20 protein-coding genes are annotated in these 24,599 nt (G+C 44.8%); 8 read left to right on the top strand and 12 right to left on the bottom strand.

The features are described 5' to 3' along the window. Positions 1-236 precede the first annotated feature (236 nt). From MHM89_RS12615 to rph, 3 genes are all read right to left on the bottom strand, one after another. Positions 237-623 carry a diacylglycerol kinase gene (locus MHM89_RS12615; protein WP_026110905.1) on the bottom strand — a complete coding sequence of 129 codons (387 nt, stop codon included), beginning with the start codon at positions 621-623 and terminating at the stop codon, positions 237-239. 62 nt (positions 624-685) lie between these two features. Next, a complete protein-coding gene (gene pyrE, locus MHM89_RS12610; RefSeq protein ID WP_138508657.1) occupies positions 686-1,330 on the bottom strand; it encodes an orotate phosphoribosyltransferase in 645 nt (214 codons plus the stop codon). Positions 1,331-1,360: 30 nt separating this feature from the next. Next, a complete protein-coding gene (gene rph / locus MHM89_RS12605) occupies positions 1,361-2,074 on the bottom strand; it encodes a ribonuclease PH (protein ID WP_022943484.1) in 714 nt (237 codons plus the stop codon). 169 nt (positions 2,075-2,243) lie between these two features. Between rph and MHM89_RS12600 the strand changes: the two genes are divergently transcribed. Both MHM89_RS12600 and MHM89_RS12595 read left to right on the top strand, forming a co-directional pair. Then, on the top strand, positions 2,244-3,104 hold the full coding sequence (locus MHM89_RS12600) for a YicC/YloC family endoribonuclease (RefSeq protein WP_022943483.1): 861 nt from the start codon (positions 2,244-2,246) through the stop codon (positions 3,102-3,104). 221 nt (positions 3,105-3,325) lie between these two features. Then, the gene (locus MHM89_RS12595; protein ID WP_239408953.1) at positions 3,326-4,621 is read left to right on the top strand and encodes a site-specific integrase; all 1,296 of its coding nucleotides are present in this window, start codon (positions 3,326-3,328) and stop codon (positions 4,619-4,621) included. Positions 4,622-4,643: 22 nt separating this feature from the next. Here MHM89_RS12595 and mobV read toward each other — a convergent pair whose 3' ends face one another. Further along, positions 4,644-5,549 (bottom strand): MobV family relaxase, encoded by a 906-nt coding sequence (mobV, locus tag MHM89_RS12590; RefSeq protein ID WP_239408952.1) that lies wholly within the window; start codon positions 5,547-5,549, stop codon positions 4,644-4,646. 236 nt (positions 5,550-5,785) lie between these two features. On the opposite strand from mobV, the gene MHM89_RS12585 reads away from it, so the two are divergent. Continuing rightward, the gene (locus MHM89_RS12585; protein WP_239408951.1) at positions 5,786-6,052 is read left to right on the top strand and encodes a hypothetical protein; all 267 of its coding nucleotides are present in this window, start codon (positions 5,786-5,788) and stop codon (positions 6,050-6,052) included. Positions 6,053-6,105: 53 nt separating this feature from the next. Here MHM89_RS12585 and MHM89_RS12580 read toward each other — a convergent pair whose 3' ends face one another. The 7 genes from MHM89_RS12580 to MHM89_RS12550 form a co-directional block, all read right to left on the bottom strand. After that, the gene (locus tag MHM89_RS12580; RefSeq protein ID WP_239408950.1) at positions 6,106-9,273 is read right to left on the bottom strand and encodes a type I restriction endonuclease subunit R; all 3,168 of its coding nucleotides are present in this window, start codon (positions 9,271-9,273) and stop codon (positions 6,106-6,108) included. A gap of 54 nt (positions 9,274-9,327) precedes the next feature. Next, complete coding sequence (locus MHM89_RS18920; RefSeq protein ID WP_239408949.1) at positions 9,328-10,515, bottom strand: SIR2 family protein; 1,188 nt, start codon at positions 10,513-10,515, stop codon at positions 9,328-9,330. Next, on the bottom strand, positions 10,505-11,899 hold the full coding sequence (locus tag MHM89_RS12570) for a restriction endonuclease subunit S (protein WP_239408948.1): 1,395 nt from the start codon (positions 11,897-11,899) through the stop codon (positions 10,505-10,507). Before MHM89_RS12570 ends, MHM89_RS18920 begins: the two co-directional genes overlap by 11 nt. After that, on the bottom strand, positions 11,892-13,571 hold the full coding sequence (locus MHM89_RS12565; RefSeq protein WP_239408947.1) for a type I restriction-modification system subunit M: 1,680 nt from the start codon (positions 13,569-13,571) through the stop codon (positions 11,892-11,894). The genes MHM89_RS12570 and MHM89_RS12565 overlap by 8 nt, the downstream gene beginning before the upstream one ends. Next, positions 13,572-13,751 (bottom strand): helix-turn-helix domain-containing protein, encoded by a 180-nt coding sequence (locus MHM89_RS12560; protein ID WP_239408946.1) that lies wholly within the window; start codon positions 13,749-13,751, stop codon positions 13,572-13,574. It abuts the gene before it with no gap. Positions 13,752-13,989: 238 nt separating this feature from the next. Continuing rightward, positions 13,990-15,300: a virulence-associated E family protein gene (locus tag MHM89_RS12555; RefSeq protein ID WP_239408945.1), complete on the bottom strand. Its 1,311-nt coding sequence runs from the start codon at positions 15,298-15,300 to the stop codon at positions 13,990-13,992. Positions 15,301-15,344: 44 nt separating this feature from the next. Next, positions 15,345-15,557, bottom strand: a complete 213-nt coding sequence (locus tag MHM89_RS12550) for an AlpA family phage regulatory protein (protein ID WP_239408944.1) — start codon at positions 15,555-15,557, stop codon at positions 15,345-15,347. A 160-nt stretch (positions 15,558-15,717) separates the two neighbouring features. Between MHM89_RS12550 and MHM89_RS12545 the strand changes: the two genes are divergently transcribed. Then, complete coding sequence (locus MHM89_RS12545; protein ID WP_239408943.1) at positions 15,718-16,437, top strand: hypothetical protein; 720 nt, start codon at positions 15,718-15,720, stop codon at positions 16,435-16,437. Positions 16,438-16,590: 153 nt separating this feature from the next. Here the strand turns inward: MHM89_RS12545 and MHM89_RS12540 are convergent, their stop codons facing one another. After that, positions 16,591-17,472: a cation diffusion facilitator family transporter gene (locus MHM89_RS12540; RefSeq protein WP_239385456.1), complete on the bottom strand. Its 882-nt coding sequence runs from the start codon at positions 17,470-17,472 to the stop codon at positions 16,591-16,593. Between the two features lie 213 nt (positions 17,473-17,685). On the opposite strand from MHM89_RS12540, the gene MHM89_RS12535 reads away from it, so the two are divergent. The 4 genes from MHM89_RS12535 to MHM89_RS12520 all read left to right on the top strand — a co-directional run bounded on the left by MHM89_RS12535 (position 17,686) and on the right by MHM89_RS12520 (position 24,546). Continuing rightward, positions 17,686-19,701, top strand: a complete 2,016-nt coding sequence (locus MHM89_RS12535) for a HAMP domain-containing methyl-accepting chemotaxis protein (RefSeq protein WP_239408942.1) — start codon at positions 17,686-17,688, stop codon at positions 19,699-19,701. Positions 19,702-19,777: 76 nt separating this feature from the next. Continuing rightward, the gene (locus MHM89_RS12530; RefSeq protein ID WP_239408941.1) at positions 19,778-20,119 is read left to right on the top strand and encodes a DUF2946 domain-containing protein; all 342 of its coding nucleotides are present in this window, start codon (positions 19,778-19,780) and stop codon (positions 20,117-20,119) included. Between the two features lie 75 nt (positions 20,120-20,194). Then, entirely contained in the window at positions 20,195-21,409 is a 1,215-nt protein-coding gene (locus MHM89_RS12525; protein WP_239408940.1) for an efflux RND transporter periplasmic adaptor subunit, read from the top strand. A gap of 14 nt (positions 21,410-21,423) precedes the next feature. Continuing rightward, entirely contained in the window at positions 21,424-24,546 is a 3,123-nt protein-coding gene (locus MHM89_RS12520) for a CusA/CzcA family heavy metal efflux RND transporter (RefSeq protein WP_239408939.1), read from the top strand. The last annotated feature ends 53 nt before the right edge of the window (positions 24,547-24,599 follow it).

Below are 24,599 nucleotides of genomic sequence, written 5' to 3'. Positions count from 1 at the left end.
CAGTTTTACTTGACTCACCCAACTCGTTGAAGTGCTTGTTTGTAAGCAGTCCGCCGTGTCGGTGGATGCGCATTATAGGGAGATTCGATTTCCACGCAACCCCTTTTTTAAAGAAAACTGCAAAAAATGGATCGTTTGCGCACTTTACGCTCAAAACGCACTAAAAAAGACCATTAATTCACTTATTAATGGCTATTATTCTGCTGTTAACTGAAAAGCGGTTTAAAAGATGACCATTACCAGTAGGGTCTGACTGCTTGGTAAATACTGACTCCCCATACTAAGGCGGCAATCAACAATGCCAAGCTTACCGCAGCCGAGCCCATATCTTTAGCGCGCCCAGAAAGAATATGTAATTCCGTAGACACCCTATCGGTGAGCGCTTCAATGGCTGAGTTCAGTAATTCAACAACCAACACTAATAATATAACCACAATCAGTGCTAACCAATGCATCGCGGTATCGGCAATGAAAAAGGAGATAGGAAAAAGGATGAATGCCAAGGTCAGCTCTTGGCGAAATGCGGCTTCGCCCTTATAAGCTGCTTTGAGTCCCCAGTAGGTACAACGCAATGCTTTAACTATCCGCCCTAGCCCTTGGCCGTTTAACTTTAAGCTTGTCATAACGCTTGCCACCTTATTATCAGCCATAAAAAAAGCCCCGATAGCGGGGCTTTTCAATATTGCTATGCAACACCATACTGGTCGCGGTAGGCTTTGACCGCTTGCAGGTGCTCATCCATATTGCCCTGCTGCTCAAGATAGGTGATTAAATCTGCTAGTTTAACTATCGATACCACTTGGGTGTTGAAGTCTCGCTCTACTTCTTGGATAGCCGAGAGCTCTGCTTTGCCTTTTTCCTGACGATCCAGAGCGATCAGCACCCCGCTTAAATCAGCGCCATTGGCGGCAATGATTTCCATAGACTCGCGAATGGCGGTGCCAGCGGTGATCACATCATCCACTAACATCACCTTTCCTTTAAGTTCAGAGCCAACTAGGTTGCCTCCTTCACCATGGTCTTTTTTCTCTTTGCGGTTAAAGCAGTAAGGTACGTCTTTATTGTAATGATCTGCCAACGCCACCGCTGTAGTCGTAGCAATAGGGATCCCCTTATAAGCAGGACCAAACAATAAGTCGTAATCAATACCGGCATCTTCAAGTGCAGCTGCATAAAAGCGGCCTAACTTGGCCAAGTCTTGCCCGGTGTTAAACAACCCAGCGTTAAAGAAGTAAGGGCTAGTGCGGCCAGACTTAAGCGTAAACTCACCAAACTTCAATACCTGCTTGGCTAATGCGAATTCAATAAACTGCTTTTGATATTCTTTCATTAGATGTCTCTTTAACTAGTCGCTTAGTGCTTATGCCAAAGCTTGTTTTTGGATGTCGATAATTTCGCGGATAGAGTGCTTAGCTAAACTTAGCATTTGCTCTAGCTCATCAAATGAGAACGGTTCACCCTCAGCAGTGCCTTGCACCTCGATGATTTTACCCGTTTCGGTAAGAATCACGTTCATATCTGTTTCGGCTTGTGAGTCTTCGATATATTCCAAGTCGGTAATAGGTTCGCCGTTGAAAATACCCACAGAGATAGCCGCTATCATGTGTTGCAGAGGATTAGTGTTGATCATTCCTTTCGCGCGCATATAGGTTAATGCATCAACCAAGGCGACACAGGCTCCACTGATAGATGCCGTACGTGTACCACCGTCCGCTTGAATCACGTCGCAATCGATAGTGATAGTGTTTTCACCCAAGGCTTTTAAATCAACGGCTGCTCGCAATGCACGGGCGATCAGTCGTTGAATTTCCATGGTGCGTCCGCCTTGCTTGCCACGCGCTGCTTCGCGGTTATTACGGGTGTGGGTCGAGCGCGGTAACATGCCATATTCTGCGGTTACCCAACCTTTACCTTGGCCCTTCATAAAACGCGGTACACCCGCCTCAACACTCGCAGTACACAATACCTTAGTGTTGCCAAACTCAACCAGCACTGAGCCTTCAGCATGCATGGTATATTGGCGAGTAAAGGTCACTGGACGAATTTGGTTAGGTGTTCTTTCACTTGGACGCATTCACTATCCCCTTCATTAAAAATTTTCGTTCATTATATGTGTTCACCCGCTGCGATGCCACGGCACTTTTATGAATTTCCCTAATTGTGCTGGAAATTTCCGCTAGAGCTCACTCTTTGTTAAGGTATAATGCATGCCGATATATCTGTTTTAAATTAGGAAATCATTCATGATCCACAGCATGACTGCGTATGCTCGCCAAGAAATTAAAGGCGATTGGGGCACCGGAACTTGGGAGATCCGCTCTGTAAACCAACGTTATCTGGAAACCTTCATTCGCGCCCCCGAGCAATTTCGCGGTTTAGAACCTGTGATCCGTGAACGGCTGCGTAAAAACTTACAGCGCGGTAAGGTTGAAGTATTCTTAAAATTTGCCGCCAACCCAGCCCATGTTGGCGAGTTACAAATCAATGAGTCTTTGGCTTCACAATTAGTAAAGAGCGCGCAATGGGTGCAAGCACAAAGCCAAGGCGACATTAATCCCGTAGACATTCTTCGCTGGCCAGGCGTAATGGAAGCGGAAGAAATGGATATGGACGTCGTGCAAGGTGAATTGCTCAAAGGCTTAAATGGCGTTATAGATGACTTTAAAGCCGCCCGTGCTAGCGAAGGCGAGAACCTTGAGCAAATGATATTAACTCGCTTAGACGCGATTTTAGAGCAAGTCGCAATCGTCGAAGCGCAAATGCCCGAAGTCATCAAATGGCAACGTGAGAAGCTGTCGCAGAAGCTGGAAGATCTGCAAGCTGAAATCGACGAGACCCGCCTAGAGCAAGAACTTATTTATTTGGCGCAAAAGCAAGATGTTGCCGAAGAACTCGACCGCTTAAAATCGCACGTAAAAGAAACCCGTAAAATTCTGAAAAAAGGCGGCGCCTGTGGTCGTCGTCTTGATTTTATGATGCAAGAGTTTAACCGCGAAGCCAATACACTAGCCTCCAAATCTATTAACACCGAAGTGACCAATGCCGCCGTTGAGTTAAAGGTGCTGATTGAGCAAATGCGTGAGCAGATCCAGAATATTGAGTAGGTATTCTTTTTATTTTCTATTGAGTCTTTTTGGTGCTTAAATTGAAATAAAACAATTAGTTAAGCCACATAAAACCTATCCTTATTACTACTTGAGTCTATTTGAGCTTATATAAAACAAAGCAAGATGGTGACTCAAGTGGTGACATTGAATCCGTTTTTCGTATAATTTTGTGCTACAATTCTTCTATGTCACCAGTTTGCTAAATAAAGGATTATTGTATGTCAAAAAAGAATGGAAACAACTTGCCTGACAAAGTCACATCTGTCGGCCAAGCCAATAAAGTGGTAAAGGCAGGTATAAAAAAGCGGTGGGCAATCGGTGAGGGCATTTACCTCAGAGTCAGCCAGCCTAATAGCGCGAGTTGGGAATACAGATACTCAATTAATGGTAAACGCTATACAGAGACTTTAGGTCGTTATGGGCGCAGGCCGGACGGCATCCCATTTGGCGATATCAGAGATAAAACTGTCACTGTTAGGCACGAGCTTAGGAGTGGCTTACGCGCACCTGGCTCATCACAGTCGAGCGAGCGCAACAATCACAAGACGGTAGATGACCTTGCACAAAGTTGGCTGAAGAAGAAAGCAACCAAAGTTCAAAAGTTGAATATCGTAGAGCAGAGATATAACAATTGGATAAAGCCAAAGATCGGTAACCGCCCGTTTGATAAGGTAAAAACAAGCGAAATAGAAGATCTGATAGACGATATTGTTGAAAAAGGCTTTAAGACCGTCGCTAACAAAGTTCTAGCGGACTGTAAGGCGATATTTAATATTGCCATCAAGCGCAGAGAACTAACCTATAATCCCGCCCAATTACTGGACAATTCAGATGCCGGAGGCAATGAAGAAAGCAGGGATAGAAAACTATCCGTTGATGAAATTCCTATCGTTTTCGAGGTTTTCCGGCAGTATTCGTATCAATATACGAGAGAGAATTATTTGGCCACGGCTTTGCTTCTGGTTCTTGGCGTCCGTAAAACAGAGCTTATTCATGCTCGTTGGTCCGAGTTTAACTTTGAGTCTAATACTTGGTTCGTTCCCGATGAGCGCGTAAATAAAAAGGGAGCTAAAGGTTATCCAGTCCCTTTAGTGCCGATTGTAATTGAATGGTTGAATGAACTAAAAATTCGCGGCAACAACTCAATATATTTGTTTCCATCCCGAAAAGGTAATTCAGGAGGCCCTATGTCAGAAAGTACGCTCAATGCGGCTTTGCAAAAGTTGTTTGGCAAAGGGAAATCTAACGGTAAACATCCTTACAAAAACGTATTTGCAGATTTCGATATTGAACATTTTGTAATACACGACCTAAGGCGAACCTCTCGTTCCCTCATCCGCTCAAAAAAGTTCATGGGTGAACACAGAGCCTCATTGGAGGCTGCTGAGAGGCACCTGAATCATAAGCTCCCAAAGATCGTTGAAACGTATGATCCTGACGATTTTATTGATGAGCGAAGAGCGGCAATTCAACACATGAGCGAGCTACTCGCCCCCGTCATCAATAAAAGTTAATCAGGAGCAAGAAAATACAGGCTTATCTACGGAAAGAAGGTCGAGTATAACTTTGGGAAGGTTTGTCAATTACTTCTTCTACGTATTCCTGGGCTTCTCGAGTGAACTTACCATTACCTTCGTAGATCATTCCCCACCTATCCATAAGTCGCTCCTTTAGTGCAGTAAAGCAATACCTAACCGCCTGTGTATGTTCTTCCATGGCCTTTTTAATATCGAGGGCAAGATTTTCAAGAATAGATTTCCCGCGAGAGATTCTTTTTTCAAGCTCGTCACATTCAAGTTTCAATTCGAGTTTTTGCGCTCTAAGCTTTGGCAGATCCTGATTTACTAAAGCGTTATGTTCTTGCAAAGATGTATGGGGCTGCCGAGATCCTCGCTTCCCCCTTGCTAAACCATACTTTTCGCCGACAACCTTGAAAAACTCATCTTGAAGTTCGGATGCCCGATTTTTATGTCCGCCAATCAACTTGCGGCAATTCAAAGTATTCTCTCCGGCAACGATTGGGAGGCATAAAAAGTGCAGGTGCTCAGAGGATTCATCTCGATGGATTTGCGCTACCAGAATGTTTTCAGGGCCGACCTTTTTACCGAACCATCGGACACAATCTTTAAAGTAGTTTCTTCGTGTGTCGAGGTCCATGATCTCCATAGCTTCAGGCGATGCTGTAAAAATTATCTCGATAGCTAAAACAGCATTCGAGCGAGGGGCTTTGTCGAGTTGGCTGATCCGATCATTCATGATCTTGGCGCTTTCCTCTGCGCAAGTAGTGACCTTCGTTATCAGGTTTTCGTTAAGGTCATTTCTCTCGGCATTTGCGTTTGGTGTAGGTTGCTCCCTAAAGATATGCTTTAAGGAACGCGTTACCGCATTTAAAGTGCTCAATTTTTCAAAACGCATAATTGCAAAGTTAGATTCCTGTTTCATCGCCTTTCTCCCAACAAATTAGACACATTGAATGTATCTCAAAATCAGAAAAAAAATCCCTTAACAGTGAAAAATGTGGAATCTTTTAAAAAAACATACGAAGTATGTGGACTCACTCCACATTTTATTCAAATTCTTTCATAAAATATTGTGAGCTCTACGAGGAATTGCTGATTTTTGAAACATAATCCATTGTGCACTATGATTTATGTAACAAAAATCAAAGGGGAAAATAAATGGATACCGAGATTAAGAGAGGTGGATACAGGGAAGGTGCTGGAAGAAAAAAGAGCCGGCCCACAACGGTATTGAGAATACCAGAATGCTATCAAACCCAAGTCAAAGCCTTGATTAATTTTTTGGATGACGACAAAAGAAAATATGGTGGCGCTCATGAATTGCCACCATCTAAAAACATCAAAACAGGGAAACGGATGGTTCTGTCATTTGTTCTGGATGAATATCACATAGACCGGCATTCTCTATGTGATATTTACAACTGAATTCGAGACGAAAGGAGCATATGGACCGACGGCTAATTGTGAGTAACGTGCTTTCAATTATCGCTTGCACTCCAATGCTCACTCAATGCCTCAGCCTGTTTCAAGCAAAGATCAATGGCCTCGTCAGCTCTGTCCGGCGGGTACTTCCACTTTCTAAGTGCTCGCCGCACCAAGTTGCGAAGTTTAGCTCTGACGCTATCACGCACCTGCCAGTCAACAGTTGTGCTTTTTCTCAACTGAGTGGTTACGTGTTTAGCTAGTTCACGGAGGTTGTTATCTCCAAGCTCTCTAACAGCGGATTCGTTCTGGATGAGCGCTCTGTAAAAAGCAATTTCATCGGCATCCAAACCTGAGTTAGCGGCTAACTCTTCATCTTCGGCCATTTCTTTGGCCATTTTTATCAGCTCTTCGATAACCTGAGCGGTTTCAATTCCTCTATTGTGATACTTGCGCAATGTCTCCTGTATACGCTCGGAATATTTCTTTTCAGAAACGACATCTGTTTTCATCCGAGCTTTTACTTCGTCACGCAATAGGCGCTCTAATAAATCAACAGCTAGATTTTTCTCCTTCATATTGGCCACGTCTTCCATAAATTCTGGGGACAGCAGGCCAATATTCGGCTTATCAAGTCCAACTAAATTAAAGATGTCGTCGACACCATCGGCAATAACAGCATTGTCAATAATCTGCTTAAGAGCTGAGTTTTTCTCTTCATCAGAGCGACGCTTATCGATAGTGGTGAACTTGCTGATAGCATTCTTCACCGCACCAAGAAATGCAATTTCTTTCTTGTACGGTTCCACCTCATCCATGGTTCCGCAAAGAGTGTAAGCTTTGCTAATCGCAGCCATTACATCAAGAAAGCGCTTCTTACCATCTAGCTCGTTGTTTTTCCCCTTCAGGCCAAGAATATGGTTCATTGCACCGGGTAAAAGCTGCAACGCATTCTCTTCATAACCGCTGTAGTCGAATCCATGGAACATACTTCTAACAACATCCATTTTTTCTAGCAGGATAGCGTAAGCTTCATGAGTATCGTGTGTTGGTTTACCTTTCCCGTTTGAACCAGTGTAGGTTTTTAGTGCCTGCTTTAGTTCGTTGGCAATGCCAATATAATCAACGACCAAACCACCTGGCTTGTCTTTAAACACTCGGTTAACACGTGCAATAGCTTGCATTAAGTTGTGACCTTTCATCGGCTTGTCGATATACATCGTATGACAATTAGGTGCATCAAACCCCGTTAGCCACATATCTCTCACTATCACGATTTGCAGAGGATCGTTTACATCCTTAAAGCGCTTTTCAAACAGCTTTTTAGTCTCTTTATTGTAGATATGCGGTTGCAGCTTTTCATTGTCTGAAGCTGCCCCTGTCATCACAATCTTAATAGCCCCTTTCATAGGATCAGGGTCATGCCATTCAGGCCTTATGGCTACTATCGCATCATATAAATCAACACAGATTTCTCTGCTCATACAAACAGCCATCGCTTTACCGGGCATGGTTTCAATACGATTTTCAAAATGCTCAACCAAGTCATTTCCGACTAAGGCAATACGAGGTTCGCTACCAACTAATTTTTCTAATGCCGCCCATTTAGATTTTGTGCTTTCCCTCGCTACAACGTCTTCCTCATCTTCAATGACTTCATCGACTTCATCATTGAGGGCTTCCATTTTTGCTTCGTTGATATTCAACTTTGCCAATCTGGATTCGTAATAAATAGGCACCGTAGCGCCATCATCAACGGCATCCTGAATATCATAGATAGAGACGTAATCACCAAAAACAGCTCTGGTATCTTTATCAGCAGAGTCTATCGGTGTTCCGGTAAAGCCAATAAAAGAGGCTGCGGGCAACGCGTCTCTCATATGTTTTGAATAACCAAACGTGTACTTACCCGTTTTGGTATTAAATTTGGCTCTATCGCCATACTGACTTCGGTGGGCTTCATCACTCACCACAACGATGTTTTTCCGTTCGCTTAAAACAGGGTGAGACGTTTCATCCCCCAGTAAAGCGAACTTCTGAACTGTTGTGAAGATAATTCCGCCAGATTGCCGAGAAGATAGAATGTCTCGCAAATCATCACGGTCTTCAGCTTGAACTGGCGTTTGTTTGAGTGTTTCAGCGGCCATACCGAAGGTATCGTAGAGCTGACCATCTAGATCGTTACGGTCAGTGACCACCACGATTGTCGGGTTGTTCATTTCAGGTTGCGCGAGCAATTTACCCGCATAGCACACCATGGAGATAGATTTACCAGAACCCTGCGTGTGCCACACAACTCCAGCCTTACCAGAGCCGGGAACCACTTTATTTGCGTAGTTAGCTCGTGGCTCGGCAATTCCATCCTCGGTTTGAGAAGCAGTAACGGTTGCTCGCACCGCTTCACGCACGGCATGAAACTGATGATAGCCTGCAATTTTTTTGATGGTAACGTCACCAGCTTGCTCAAATAGAATGAAGTGACGGATGTAATCTAAAAACAGGTCTGGTTTGAAAAACCCCCTAACCAATGTTTCCAAAGCATATTCAAATAGCGGTCTATCGTGTTCATTACTAACAGTTCGCCATGCCATAAAACGCTCTTTATTGGCTGTCAGCGAACCAACGCGAGCATTCAGACCGTCACTAATAACAAGCGCTTCATTGAAAGCAAACAGATCAGGAATTTCGTCTTTGTAAGTTTGAATCTGCTGATAAGCCGACCAAATATCAGCTTTGCTATCGGCTGGATTTTTTAACTCCAGTACTGCAAGCGGCAGACCATTGATAAAGATAATGACGTCCGGGCGGCGATTACCTTTACTGCCTATGAGAGTGAATTGGTTTACTACCAAGAACTGGTTATTCTCTAAATTGTTGAAATCAACAAGGCGAGCATAATCATGCTTCTCTTCGCCGTTATCGTCTTTGTAATCAACCTTCACGCCTTCCAGCAACATTTGATGGAAAGCTTTATTGTTTTTTATCAATATAGGGGTTTCTGGCTTAGAAATCTGAAGAGCGACTTGCTCAAGCGTTGAAACTGGAATATGCGGATTAATTCTTACAAGACAATCAAGTAACCTCGAACTCAGAATGATCTGGCGATAATCGCTTCGCTCAGGACTAACGCCATCTGGTGCCATGTCATATCCACAGATATAGCCGTATCCTATCGCCTGAAACCAATCAAGACAGAGTTGTTCTAGTTGATCTTCAGTAATCATGGCTGGCTCACAGTTCTATTTTTTGTTATAAATTGGATCATCCCTTTGCGCATATTATCCTCCTAGCCCAACTCGGTTTTCTGCTACCTCTACAGCCAGCTCAAGCAGCTTGACCAGCATCGCATGATTGTCATCACTGGAATACCAAATAGGACGAATACCTATTCCAAATAAGCGCTCTTCAGTCTGCTGCTTAACATGCTGGTTAATTTCACCATCGTCTTTTTTGGGCTCTGCAAGCAAAGCAAAATGTTCTGGTATAACAAATTGCCCCTCGTCCTTTACCTGCTTAAATAAATCCATTGTTTTGTCTTGTGCTAAAGAACAGCCAAGGAATAACAATGAATGACTGACATAGACTTGGCGTAGTGCTTTCGGGAGTTGTAGGCGAAAATCAATTTCAACTTCACCATAACCTTGTATGTACTGGTCTTCGGTAAAAACATAGGTGTCAGGCTGGCTCGCATCCCCATGCAGCTTAAGCAGACATCTATCACCTTTCAGTAACTTTTGAACAAAATTACTATTTTGCTGTAAGCCAAGAAGGAAACCATCGAATTCCGGAGCGCCTTTAGACTTACACCAATCTTCAATGAGAGTATCGAAGTTTGTGGTAACCATTGCTCCAGAGCACAATCGAGGAAGAAGCTGGATTACTTTTGGAATATGATTTCGGTCGGTTTCAATATTTGCCTTTACCCTAAAGGTTGTTCTTACATGATTTTCGAGCTGAACTGGCGATGCATTTGCTAGCTTTTGAGCAAGTGAAAGGTAATCTTCATTAGCTAACAACTGCTCTACTTCAGCATCATCAACTTCTGTTAGCTTTAACCCCAAATCTCGAAGTGTGCTACCCCAGCCGGGATACCCAGCAGCAGCCGAAATACCTGCCCCCACAAACGGAGCAACTTTTCTTCTTCGAATTAGATTCACCAGATCACTAAAAACAGCTTCTTGATTGCTTTGAACAATAAAATTAATGGCATCCGAGTGCATTTCTTTTAATTGAACACCACTCCAATTATCTAGCTCATCCAAATAAACTGTACGATCCACCCAGTAGAGCACTTCGCTAGCTTTATACTCATATACCTGCTCATGATCTTGCAGACTTCGAATTTGGATTAGATCACCACCATCTAATACTTCATTAAAGTCTTCGTTGTCTTTAAAACCATTCTCCAGAAAGACTTCAACTTGCTTAATTAGCTCAGCGCTCTTTTTAACTTTTTCAATTGGCACTTGCTACCTCCAACTCACCAGAGAGCAATTTTGGAAGTAGTGAATCACGAATTTGCTCTAGACTACTTATTTCTTGTGAGTTAATTTCAATTCGTTGATCAGTTGGCGAAAGTAACTCCTCGAAAAGAACAACTAGTCTTTCATTTGGAGCTACAAAACTAACAGCCCCTAGCTCATTTTTATTGATTGAACTGAATACTGTTCCATCTGATCCACTATCCCCTAACTTGCCTTCAATATGCCCTATAAATGCATAAGTAAAGCTTCGGGCTCCTGACTTATGTCGAATGCTAGCTACGCCACGTCCGAGGCAACATTCAGTAGCAGCCATATTTCGATCTCCAACAGGTGCTCGCACGCTAATTAAAGTGTCTCCTGCATTAGCTACACGCTTGGGATCAGTTGTGTATACGCGGGGCTTTGGATAGCGGAATCCAAAATCTCTTCTACCCTGAAAAAACATCATTCCATCCCCATTCTCATTATATGTGTCACCTTTTGGAGATTGCCCCATGATTACATCAAAATGCTCCCCCAATGATGAGGATTCCCACCCTTCAGGTATTAGACCAACTCCAGTATCTTCAAAGTTATCTGGAAATAGTGTTGCGATGGATTTGAGTTTTGCGAGCTGATCACCACTTAAAGCCTCCAGCTCATCAACCTCTTTACCTGCTATCGCAGCCATAGCAGCAAGTTCAGGATTCTGCCCCTGTTCCTTAGCAAGGATTTTCGCGCGAGTCGGATCAAAATCTACAAACCAACTTTTGAAAATTGCTTGAGATATATTTTCTAACGTTTGGTTTGTTTGGCGATTGATTTCAATTTTGTTATCTAAAGTAGTTAGTTGCTTCTTAATTTTTTTTTGCTCTTCTAGCGGAGGTAGAGGCATTGGCAACTTACGTAATATACCTAAATTAATAAGCGGAATAGTTGAACCTGTATCCAGCGCTTTAATATAAGCAACCATTGGTTTACTTGAAAACCAGTAGTATGCAAACTCAGGGTCTACCAAATCAGTATCAAATCGAGCTCGCATCTGCTTATTAGAGATAATGTAGTATTCATGCTTACAGTTTTCAGGAATCATACCGACTTGACCAATTGTACCTGCTGCAGTGAACAATACATCTCCGGGGAAAGCCTTATAGCCTTTCAATTCCTCTGCTTTTTGTTCTGTAATAAATGCAAAGCCGTCATCCTTAAATTTTTCCATTCCCAAAGTTAAGTTGTTACCTCGAATAACCGGAATCCCTTCTTCAACAAAGAACTTACTACCAATAGAACTGCCAAAAGGCCCTGTAATAGTTGCTCGCTTTTCTTTAGCTTGAACATCCTCAACCATTACCCACTTCCAATTCTCAGGCAATTGATAATCAAACATTGAATCCCAACCCCACCAAGTTAATTTTAATCTCAGCTTCTAAACGATCCGATTCCTCAAATTGAACTTTAAGCTGCGTGGTCAGGCGGGCCATTGTCTCTGCAAAGGGTTCACTATAATCGTCTTCAGCGGCCGCACCTACATAACGACCAGGGGTGAGTACGTAGTCATGTTTTTGTAGTTGTTCTAGTTTTGCGCTTTTACAGAAACCTGCCTCGTCTTCGTAGTTTTCGCCCATTTGCCAGTTATGGAAAGTTTCAGAGATTTGATTTAAGTCTTCTTGGGTGAAGTCTCGCAATACGCGATCTTTCATATATCCCAAGTTTCGCGCATCTATAAACAAGACTTCTCCTTTACGGTCACGTAGTTGCCTACCGCTTGCCGCAGTGCGAGCGCCTTTGTTTTTAGTTAAAAACCAAATACAGGCAGGAATTTGTGTATTGGTAAAAAGCTGCCCCGGTAGCGCCACCATGCACTCGACCAAATCTTCCTCAACTAACTTTTTACGAATAGCACCTTCATTGTTAGTGTTGGAACTCATCGAACCATTTGAAAGTAATAAGCCCATAGACCCGTTCGGTGCAAGGTGATAGAGCATATGTTGAAGCCACGCGAAGTTAGCATTACCCGATGGTGGCGTTCCGTATTTCCAGCGAGGGTCGTTTTCGCTAACGCCCGTATCCCATTCTTTCATGTTGAAAGGCGGGTTGGCCATTACGAAATCGGCACGTAAGTCTGGGTGCTGGTCATTGGTGTATGTATTGGCAGGCTCTTTGCCGAAGTTAAAATCAATACCACGGATAGCCATATTCATGGCCGCTAGTTGCCATGTCGTGTGGTTGTATTCCTGCCCATAAATCGAAACATCGCCAATCTTTCCCTTATGAGCGTTGATGAAGTGCTCCGACTGCACAAAGAAACCACCAGAGCCCATGGCTGGGTCGTATACCCGCCCCTTAAAGGGTTCAAGCATTTGCACGATCAAGCTAACAATAGATTTAGGCGTGTAATACTGACCGCCTTTTTTACCTTCAGCCAAGGCGAACTGACCAAGCATATATTCATATACGTGCCCAAGAATATCTTTGGAATTCAGGCTGGCATGGTTGAATGGAATTGTTGCGATTAGGTCTATAAGTTCGCCCAGCTTGGCTTGGTCGATTTGTAAGCGGGTGTAAAGCTTATTTAGTACGCCTTTGAGTTTTTGATTATCCGCTTCAATTTGCTCTAGGGCGTTATCGATTAGATGTCCCACTGAGCTGAATTTTTTAGTATTACCATCAGGCAGTTTTAGCTCCGCCCCTCCAATAACGGTTTTATTGTTGTCTTGCAGGAATTGCCACCGCGCTGCGGCAGGCACCCAAAATACGTTTACTTCAGCGTAATAATCTCGTTGCTCAAGCTCGACTTTTAGCTCTTCAGCATATTCTTCTGAATCTTCACCGCCAAAATCTTCTGGGTCTAAATAATAATCGTGATCAGGATTTTTGAACTGTTCTGTAAGCTCATCTTGTCTAATTTTGAAAGCGTCGGAAACATATTTTAAGAAGACGAGTCCAAGTACGGTATGCTTGTATTGCGATGCATCGAGGGTTGAGCGTAGCTTATCAGCGGCATTCCAGAGTTTTTTATCAAGCTCTGCTAAAAACTGTTGTTCTTCGTTATTGGTCATTTACTCTGCTCTCTTCTTTTGTTCTTCTATCCATTGCAAAATATCCTCTCGCTTAAACCGCCAACTGCCACCCACTTTAAATCCGGGCAACTTGCCTTCAGCGGCCAGTCGGTATGCGGTTTTTTCTGCCAACTTGAGATAGTCAGCGACCTCTTTCAAGGTCAGTATTTCATCGGACATAGTTTTACCCACCATGAGACTATAGGTGATAATATGAGAAAATAGAGGAAGGGGCAATCCGGTGCAATTATGGTGCGTTGAATTTGATTAATGGATTAATAAAGGTTAGGCCCTTTAACATCTATATGTATGTTATAAAGACTCACAGGCTTCAGAATTGATTAACCCTTTAACCATACTTTATTGAATTGAATAAAAAGAGCCCGATATAGGCTTACCGAACTCTCTGAGACCAACATCAAGAGTCTCTAAAGTCAGCTTTCTGCTTCGCAAACTTCAGGCCGTAATAGGTCGCGTTAGAACGACGTTTTTCAGTTTCGATTTTGCCTTCACTTGCTAGCCTCTTTAGTGCCTGACCGACTTGTCGAACAAAGCGTTTATCAATTCCTTCCAACTGACAAATTTCGCCTGCCTTGAAATACCGGATTTCAATAACATCATCATCAACGCAAACATACCTTTCCAGAAGGAACTCGTAGTAGCTCCCTTTATCGGTGTGTTGTTCATTGGTCACCGATATAGCCTTCACCTGTTCGTGAGACAAATTCCAACTATGCCCGTTGTCGTAATAGTCTTTGATTTCTAACCAAAACTGCTTGAGAAGTTCGGGGATTGCCAGCCTGATTCGCCCATTTTGATAGGACCAGCCCAACAATTTGTTGAGTTCATCAATGTTAATAGCTTCATCTAGCTCAATCACAGCATAACGGCTACTACCCGTTTCATCTTTCAGAAAGTCAGTGCCATTTACAGTGGCGATCAGACTGGTTTGCCTCTGTTTATGGATTTCAGTTCTGCCATAGGGTGGCCGAACTGTGTCCTTCGACTTAGTAATAAGGGCTTTTAAGCTCCCTTGACTGTTTTTGCTTGTTCTCTCAAGCTCTCCCAATTCAACAACAAAGCTTTTGATAACACTCAAAACACTATCTTTGTTATCCGGGTCCAGCTCGGCCCCCTCCAGAAAAGCATTCTCCACAACTGAACAAATGCGACTTATCGCAGAAGTCTTCATAAAGCTCTGATCGCCTTGTAAAACCGGAACCAATTTCGAGCTGAATGTTTCCTCGTAAAGAGATGCTACGCAGCCTGTTAACCATTTCTTTAAAATTAACTCAGCAAAAACGTTAGATTTTGCATTAAGGCAGGAAATCACTTCACTGACCCTGTTCACTCCATCCCATTCACCAGAATCTAACCAGCTCTTAATAGGATGCACAGAGTTCTTTTCTGCCAAAGCCACAATATGATCTTCAATTGCCACTTTTGGCAATCCAAGCCGTTGACTCCAGCTAATCAGTTCACTTTTGATTGAATCTAAACTGCAAAATGTTGACTCATCGAAGCTTGTCACTTCAATCTCTAAAGTCATCGCATTTTTTTGGAGTGTATATCCCAAATGCTTAAGCATTGCCGCTAAATTTTCGGCTGTGTTGAGAACCTTTTCATTACCATTCCGAGATGTAACTACATCCGGAAAATTCATGAACCGAGGATCACATTTCGCTTTACCTTCTTGGTGCTGATAAATACCCTGGTTAGTATTATTCATCTTCCTTGCTCCTTGATTACAGTCAAAGCTGGGGAAACCGCTGTCTAGCGATTTGCCCCCCACTCAGAGGCCAGCCAATTCTCAATCACCGTTTTGGGCCACCCGATACAACGGGGGCTTAGTTCGATAGGTTCAGGTAAGCGTCCGTCGCGACGCATGTTGTCAATTGTTCCAACACTTACCTGTAAAGCATTTGCCAAATCTTGCCTTCTCAAGACAAGACGATAATTTTCTGAAAAATATTTGAAATTATTCATTTTCAAAACTCCGTTTGTACAACAAACCGCTTGTTGTTTCCGTCGCTAAGGAATGTATATCATTTGATCCCTACTTAAGAAAAAAGTTACCATTTATATCGCTCACTTTTCCGTGAGTAAGATTTTTCAAATACAAATCAAATATTTAAATGAGTATTCTTTGAAGAATAAATTTATCGACTTTTGTGCGTTGTGTTTCAGGACCAATAAAAATGGTTTGTCTCGCTACTATTGCGAACAGCATCAACCAAAAACAAATCTATACAATTTAGATAGGTCAAAACTAAAACGCATTAGTAAAGACCAATTTAGTAAGATGACAGGCCATATCGAAAAAATCCGTTTCTTATCACGTGAGCTGGATACGCTTTCTCCATCACCATCATACTTACTAGAGCACACACGAAAGATTAGGCAAAACGGAATGTTATCCTTTGAACCAGCGTTCAGGCTTATTGAAAACGAATACGGAAAAGCATACATGAAATTAGAAAAAGGTAGCTTTTCAATATCATTCCCTTCGCGATGGGTTTTGGGGTATTTAGTCAGGCTTGGATACCGTAATGAAGAAGTTCAAAGCATCATTAATGAAGCGTCCGACTTAGACCTTTTTGATATAGTGGTTATCGTGTCCGCAAGATATGAGGCATACCGTCGTTTACAAGAGCATTTTCCAGATAGAAGGAAAAACAAGACGGAAATTCAACTAAGCGAGACAGAGAGAAGCAAGCTCATGTCACTCATTAAAAGCACACCATTGAAGCCAAATGGAAGAATTTGTCGGAAAACATTGGGGGAAGTTATGGGAACAAGCCGTCATAAGGCTGGTAGGTTAATTAATAAATTAAAACAAAATGGTGACATAGATGGTGACTTTTAACGTATATTTGATATTGGATATAAAAAACTAAATAAATAAAATCAATGTTTTAACTTTTTTATTCCGCAAAGATTCACATTCAGATCCAGAATATTGAATAATCACCTCGCATTCATTTAACACATAAAAGCCCCTTTCCAGGGGCTTTTTTTCTTAACCATCTCGGCATTGCTCTTGCGGATACTCAAATTCTAAGGTGGTGTGTGCTAAATCATACTCTGCCAGGTTGTCGGCCAAACGTTGCTTTAACGCTATCACTTGCTCTGCGTTAAGCTCTTGAGCAAGACACAAATGCGCTGTCAGCACATGATGTTCGCCATCTAACGACCAGTAATGCACATGGTGAGCGGTGCTGATTTCTTGCGGCTCTATCAGTACCTCAGTGAGTTTTGTTTGCGTCTTTTTATCCGGTGCCCCTTGCAGAAATAGTCGTACGGTCTGCACTAGGTTGCGCACCACATTGATCAAAATAAACAAGGTAAAACAAATGGATAAAATAGGGTCTAGAATCGGCCAATCAACAAACATCAATACGATTGCGACCACCAGCACTGCCACCCAACCCAGCACGTCTTCAAGAAGGTGCCAGTTAAGCACCTTCTCATTGAGTGATTTACCACTGCTCAGTTTAATCGCCGCATAACCGTTCACTGCGATACCTAGCACCGCCAGTGCTAACATGCCTTCCGTTACCGGCATCACTGGGTCGAACAACCTCGGCACCGACAACACCAGTACCCACACCGAGCCAATCACTAATACCACCGAATTAATAAACGCACCGAATAAGCTTAAGCGCCGATAACCATAGGTAAAATGCTGATTAGCACCTTTATTACTGAATTTGTTAAGCAGCCAGGCGCTGCCGATTGACAAGCTATCCCCTAAGTCATGCACGGCATCGGCCATTATCGCGGTACTGTTTGTAAGCCACCCGCCAATAAACTCGATAATAGTAAACCCGAGGTTTAAAAAGAATGCCCAACCAATGCGCTCTGAAGCGATGTCATGGGAATGATCGTGGTGATGCGCCATTTTTTTATCCTTTTGCTGCGTGTACCTACACTCTGGGTTAAAATCTCTTTACCGTCTTTCCCGCTTTTTATCGCGCTCCCTTTAACTTAAGCGCGATTAAGCACATTTTTTCTCGTGCGTTATATCTGTGTAAAAACACTATGCCAAACTTTTGTGAGCATTACTAAGCCTGTCAGCTATCCTAATTAACAGGCTCTTATCAGTGAGTACATTATGAAACTAAAAACAAAGTTGTCTTTGTCGTTTGCCGCCGTTATTGCTTTAATGGTTATCTCGAGCCTTATCGTTTGGCTTAAAGTCTCCACCGAAACCCTGCAAGCTGAGGAAGTTAAAAACGACGACCTTCCCGGTTTACTAGCCTATTTATCGATCTCCGATACTATTTATCAAATGCAAAATGAAGCCCTTGAATACATAGGCGGTGAGCAACAAAAGCGAGACAGCTTTGCGGCTTTGTATAGACAATTTCAAACGCAACACCAAGAGCTTTATAAGTATGAGTCTAACAAGCCATCAGACATAGAGAAGATGGCAAACATAGAAAACTTAGTGAAGGAATACAATCGCGGCATCACTGAGGGCGTATTTAATCGATACGACCCTGAATTGTTTCGTAGCGTACAATCACAAGTGGCACAGTTAGAACAAGACACCAGTGAGAAGTTAGGTGACTTACTCGACGAGCTCAAAGATCAAGAGTATGCACAGGCCATGCAAGCAAGGGATTTACAAACCAGCTTGCAGGATAATTTACCGGGTGTCAGATATTACCTCGAACTGACAGATGAGGCCGGTGACCTAGTCGCGGGTGTGAACGCACACATTCGCGGTGATACCGAAGCTAAAGCACGCTTTAAAGACGATTTAACCAGTTTCAATGAATACCTTGAGACGCTTCGACCACTTGAGCAACAACCTGATGAAGTTGCAGCGCTACGTCAAGTTGAGTCTTATCGCGATGACATTGTGCGCACGGCCAACAGCATTTTTACACGCTATAGTCCACAAGACTATATTGATGCTCGAAGTACTATCAATGACCTAGAAGCCCAGGTTGTTGATAAACTAAACACTATTTTGCAAACCTCAGCGCGGGAAGAGCAAGTAGACGCTATTAGCGCCTTAAACCACCTTGTAGAGGGCTTAAACCTGACCTTGATCATTATTGTGATCATTACCTTAATCGCCTTCGTTGTCGCAGGTATTATTGCCTACCTCATTAGCCACTCAATCATTACTCGCTTAAACAATGTGCTAGAGACAGCAGAAAGTGTCAGCATCGGCGATTTATCGCGCCCGGCTATTGCTCATGCTAACAAGGATGAAATCGACAGCCTTGCTGCGGCGACCAACAAAATGTCGTCATCTCTGCATGATTTAATGGCTCTGATCACGTCACTGGCCACTCAGGTTAGAGAATCCAGCTTGGAAATTAGCTCAACAAACGAGCAAATCGCTAATCGCAGCCAAAACTCAGCAGACCAATCAACACAGATAGCCACTGCCATTGAAGAAATGAGCTCAACGGTTTCAGAGGTCGCCAGACAATCACAACAAGCATCTGGCAATAGTGAGCAAGCAAGAGAATATGCCGCTCATGGTGCCGAAGCAGTAAGCCAAACGATAGCAGAAATAAGAAGCGCTTCGAGCAGAGTGCAGAACACCTCCAGCTCAGTCACCGAACTGGGTGAGCTTAGTAATCAAATTGGCAATATCATCAGTGTGATCAGTGCCATTGCCGAGCAGACAAACTTGTTGGCACTCAATGCTGCCATTGAGGCCGCACGAGCCGGTGAGCAGGGCCGAGGCTTTGCCGTAGTTGCCGACGAAGTACGGACCTTGGCTGAGCGCACGACCAAAGCCACCGATGAAGTCGCGCAGACAATTACCGCCATCCAAAAGCAAACTCACCAAGCGGTAGAGTCTATGCATAGTAGCGTAGAGCAAGTAAACAGCAGTGTATCTATGGCGGAGCAGGCCGGGGAACAACTTAGCAATATAATGCAAAGTGCCAGCGATATTGCCAGTATGATTCAATCAATCGCGACTGCCACCGAAGAGCAATCAGTGGTCGCTGCGGAAATGGCCAAGGACGTGTCTGATATTGAGCGCGCGAGCCAAGCATCACTGAACGACACGCAAGGGGCTTTAGAGATTGCGAAACAGCTTAATTCTCAAGCCGGTGAACTTAGTGAGTCTGTGCAGCGCTTTAAATTGCATGCCAGTTAAGCACAATGCCCATTGATTTTATGTATCGCTGTCGGTATTTTAGACCCTAATTTGATAACTAACAGGTGTGCTCCCGGTGCTTAAGTGTGTATTTAGCATTCTTTTACCCCTAGTGATTGTGCTGCAATCACTGGCAGCGAGTGCTGATCCCACCCCTGTACATCAAATCGACAGCGAGCATTTACAGAGCGTACATTCGCACCAACAACATGATGACTTGCAACCACAGGCAAGCGATAACTTGCACGATACTGCTGATTGTCATCACTGCGGCCACTGCTCAGGCTCACATCTCACTTGGGGGAGCATGCCGGCCCCCTGTTTTGCCAATGACCATGTTGATTTCGCATTGCCGGACTGGCGCCACCGCGCTGTGGGCGAAGTCATTTATCCAACTTTCCGCCCTCCCATCGCCTAACTGCACTTATCCTCCACGCCCAACGCGCACACTGCGCTTGTGGCCAATTTAAAATTTGCAGTTAGAGAACAGTTTATGAATCTATCTATTTGTTGCTTTGCGCGCAGCTCGCAGGCACTTGGTGGCGCGTGTGTTTATCGCGCCTTGGACACCTTTTTCACGGTGTTTATCAAAACCGTTACATTGTTAGTATTGAGCGTGTCGTCGCTCACCTTCGCGGGCGAAGGTCACGACCATAATGATATCAACAATACAGCAAAATCATCACCCAGTGACCATGGTCAAGGTATTGCTCTCAGTGAGCGCAGCATGGCCCTAGCGCAAATAAAAGTAGCGCCCTTACAAGCACGTACACATAACAAAACGCTGTATGCACCTGGAGAGCTCAAGGCCAACGGGTACTCAAGTTACATCGTTTCTGCACGTACTGAGTCGGTTGTCATTGAGCGCCACGCAATGCTTGGCGAGCACGTCAATCAAGGGCAACCACTGGTCACCTTATTCAGTGAAACAATGGCCAATGCTCAGGCCGACTACCTAGTAGCGGCGAGTGAGTGGCAACGAGTAAAGCAACTTGATAACCGAGCGGTGAGTGAAAGTGCTCGCTTAAAAGCACAGTCACAATACAACGCCAGCTACGGGCAGTTAATTGCCCTTGGCTTAACCACTGAAGCCATTGATACGATTAGTAAGGACAACATTGCGTCATTTGGCCAATATTCTTTGGTGGCCCAAACCTCAGGAGTGGTGCTTAACGACGACTTCACCCAAGGCCAACGAGTGGAAGCTGGCCAGAGCATTATGACCATCGCCGATGAATCTAGCCTATGGGTTGAGGCCAAAGTTGCGCCTTATAGCGATGGCGCCATCAATAAAGCCACAGCGGTGAATATCGTCGTCAACGGCCGCACTTACCCAGCGAAAGTCATTCAAGAAGCCCATGTGATTGACCCAACTACACGGACGCGGGTGATCCGGCTAAAAGTAGATAACCCGCAAGATAAACTCCATGCCGGCATGTTCGTCGATGTGCATTTCACATTTGCTAGCACCACGCCAATATTAGCTCTCCCGCAGAGCGCGCTCATGCGCGGCAGTGACGGCGATTGGCAGGTGTTTGTGCAACAAAGCCCCGGCGAGTTCTTACCCGTAGAGGTTGAATTGGGTGAACGCTTTGGTCGCTACCAACAAATCTCCGGCGTCCCTGCGGGTGTCAATGTCGCGATGAGCGGGGCTTTCTTTATTTCTTCTCAACTGGCCAAAAGTGGCTTTGACCCCCATAACCACTAAGCTGGAGCGGCACAATGTTTAATTATATTATTGCTTGTTCGGTGCGTAACCGCCTCCTTGTCGTGCTGGCGTTGGTGAGCCTGATCGCTGCCAGCATCACAGTGATCCCTAAACTTAACTTAGACGCCTTTCCCGACGTCACCAATGTACAAGTAACGGTAAACACCGAAGCCCCCGGTCTGGCCGCCGAAGAGGTAGAGCAACTGATCACCTACCCTATCGAAGCGGTTATGTATGCACTTCCCAATGTCGAGCAAGTGCGCTCGATATCTAAAACAGGCCTTTCTGGAGTGACCATCGTGTTTAACGAGGACACCGATATTTACTTTGCTAGACAGCTGGTTTTTGAGCGTTTACAAGCCGCCAAAGAGCTTATCCCTGACGGTCTTGGCAGCCCTGAGATGGGCCCCAATACCTCAGGCTTGGGGCAAGTGTATCAGTACTTACTTATAGCCGATGCAGAGGCCGAGCTCGATACGATGGCCCTGCGCTCACTCAATGATTGGGTGGTAAAGCTGCTGATTATGCCGATTGACGGCGTCACTGATGTGCTGTCATTTGGTGGTCGTGTGCGCCAATATCAAGTCGCCATCAACCCGAATAAATTACTCGCCTACCAATTAACGCAGCAAGACCTTGTTGCCGCGCTCGATGCCAGCAATGACAATGTGGGCGGTTGGTATATGGACCGTGGTCAAGAACAGCTGGTGGTGCGCGGTACCGGCTGGTTTGCTCACTCACGCCAAGGCATTGAGCAAATAAAACAAGTAGCGGTAAAAACCGTCGCCGGCACGGTCATTACCGTCGGAGATATTGCTGAGGTACGCTTAGGCAGCGAGATTCGCCAAGGTGCGGTGACCATGAGCCGTAAAAACGCCCAGGGCGAGGTCGAGCAGTTAGGTGAAGTGATCTCTGGCATTGTCCTCAAACGCATGGGTGCCAATACCAAAGCCACCATCGATGGGATCGAGCAAAGGGTGCAAATGATCAATCAAGCGCTGCCACAAGGAGTGCGATTTCAACCTTTTTATGATCAAGCAGACCTTATCACCAAAGCCGTGAATACGGTGGTGAATGCACTCACTCTCGCCTTTATTTTTATCGTTGTTGTGCTCGCCCTGTTTCTAATGAACCTACGCGCCACGTTATTAGTGCTCATATCCATCCCTATTGCCATTGCTATGGCCTTAATGATGATGGTGTGGCTTAACGTTTCCGCTAATTTAATGTCACTTGGCGGTCTTGCTGTGGCGATAGGCATGCTGGTCGACGGCTCAGTGGTAATGGTTGAGAACATGTTTAAGCATTTAAGCCGCCAAGACAGCACGTTAACGGCACGCGAGCGTATTTTACTCGCGGGTAAAGAGGTCGCTCGACCCGTATTTTTCGCCGCAACCATTATTTTAGTCGTGTTTATGCCGCTCTTTAGCTTCGAAGGCGTTGAAGCCAAACTGTTCCAACCGATGGCGATAAGCATTATTTTAGCGGTGATCAGTGCCATTTTCGTGGCGTTGATTATCGTCCCTGCACTAGCAAGCTATCTGTTTACCGGTCAAATCACGTCGCGCCCCAGCTTGATACTCAAACCCTTGGATGTGCTTTATCGAAAAACATTACACCTGGCCCTAGCGCATACCAAAGCGGTGGTAGTCACGGCGCTTATACTCGTTGCTGGCGCTGTTGCCACCCTAGGGCAGTTGGGAACCGAATTTGTTCCCGAGCTCGAAGAAGGTACCATTAACCTACGCGTTACCTTAGCGCCTTCTTCAAGCCTCGAAACCGCACTAGCAGTGGCCCCCAAACTAGAAGCCAAACTGTTAAGCTTTCCCGAGGTCACGTACGCCCTAAGTCGTATCGGTCGGGCCGAAATTGGGGGCGACCCCGAGCCGGTCAATAACATCGAAATCTATATTGGCTTAAAGCCCCCCAGTCAGTGGCAAAGTGCAGAAAACCGCTATCAACTACAAGCCTTGATGGAGCAAAAGCTCAGTGCCCACCCAGGGTTGTTGTTTAACTTTTCTCAGCCTATCGCCACACGAGTTGATGAGTTACTGTCTGGAGTAAAAGCGCAGCTGGCCATCAAACTATTTGGCCCCGAACTTGAAGTGCTAGCGACTCAGGGCGAGGCCATTGCCAATGCGGTAAAAGCGGTGCCAGGCACCCGCGATGTCGCGCTTGAACAAATTGCCGGCGAAGCACAACTGATCGTAAAACCAAAGCGCCAAGCCTTGGCTCGTTATGGCTTGCAAGTCGCCGATGTGATGGGCTTGGTGCGCGACGGCATTGGCGGTGTACAAGCCGGACAAATTATCAATGGCAATGAACGCTATGATATTAACGTACGCATTGATAAACCCTACCGACAAACCCCACAAGCCATTGGCAATTTATATTTGCAAGCTAGCAACGGGGCGTGGGTGCGCTTAGCCGATGTGGCCGATATTAGTATTGAATCGGGGCCTCCTCAGGTGCGCCGCGACGATGTACAGCGCCGAGTTGTAGTCCAAGCAAATGTCCAAGGCCGGGATATGGGCTCGGTGGTGGCGCAAATTCGTGAGCAAATCGCAAATGATGTGGCGCTGCCCAGCGGTTACTCTGTGGCCATCGGCGGGCAATTCGAAAATCAACAGCGGGCACAGCAGCGCCTCAGCATTGTTATTCCATTGTCACTGGCTGCCATCGCGCTGTTACTGTATTTTGCGTTTGGCAGCGTCGGCCAAGCCTTGCTGATATTAATCAACGTCCCATTGGCAGTCATTGGTGGGGTGTTTTCCTTATATTTAAGTGGGCAGTATTTATCGGTGCCAAGCTCGGTAGGCTTTATTACTCTATTTGGCGTTGCCGTACTCAATGGAGTGGTCATGGTCGAGAGCATCAATCAGCGTATCAATAGCGGCCAAGCTCTAGCCAGCGCAGTATTTGAGGGGGCCACGCAGCGCCTGCGCCCGGTGCTGATGACCGCCATCACGTCGGCATTAGGCTTGATTCCCATGCTGCTTTCTCAAGGTGTGGGCGCCGAAATTCAGCGCCCCTTGGCAAGCGTGATTGTCGGTGGGCTACTGACATCCACCTTATTAACTTTGTTTGTGTTGCCAGCTTTGTATCCACGTTTTTCTCAGGCTAAGCTTAAACACTAAAGCTATTGTGGCGCATGAATCGACAACAGGTTTATGCGCCAGTTAACCTAGGC

The sequence above is a fragment of the Pseudoalteromonas sp. CNC9-20 genome (genome assembly GCF_022347875.1).
Taxonomy (GTDB): Bacteria; Pseudomonadota; Gammaproteobacteria; order Enterobacterales; family Alteromonadaceae; genus Pseudoalteromonas; species Pseudoalteromonas ruthenica.
Note: the sequence above shows the minus strand (reverse complement) of the source record. Positions and strands in the feature narration are given on the sequence as shown.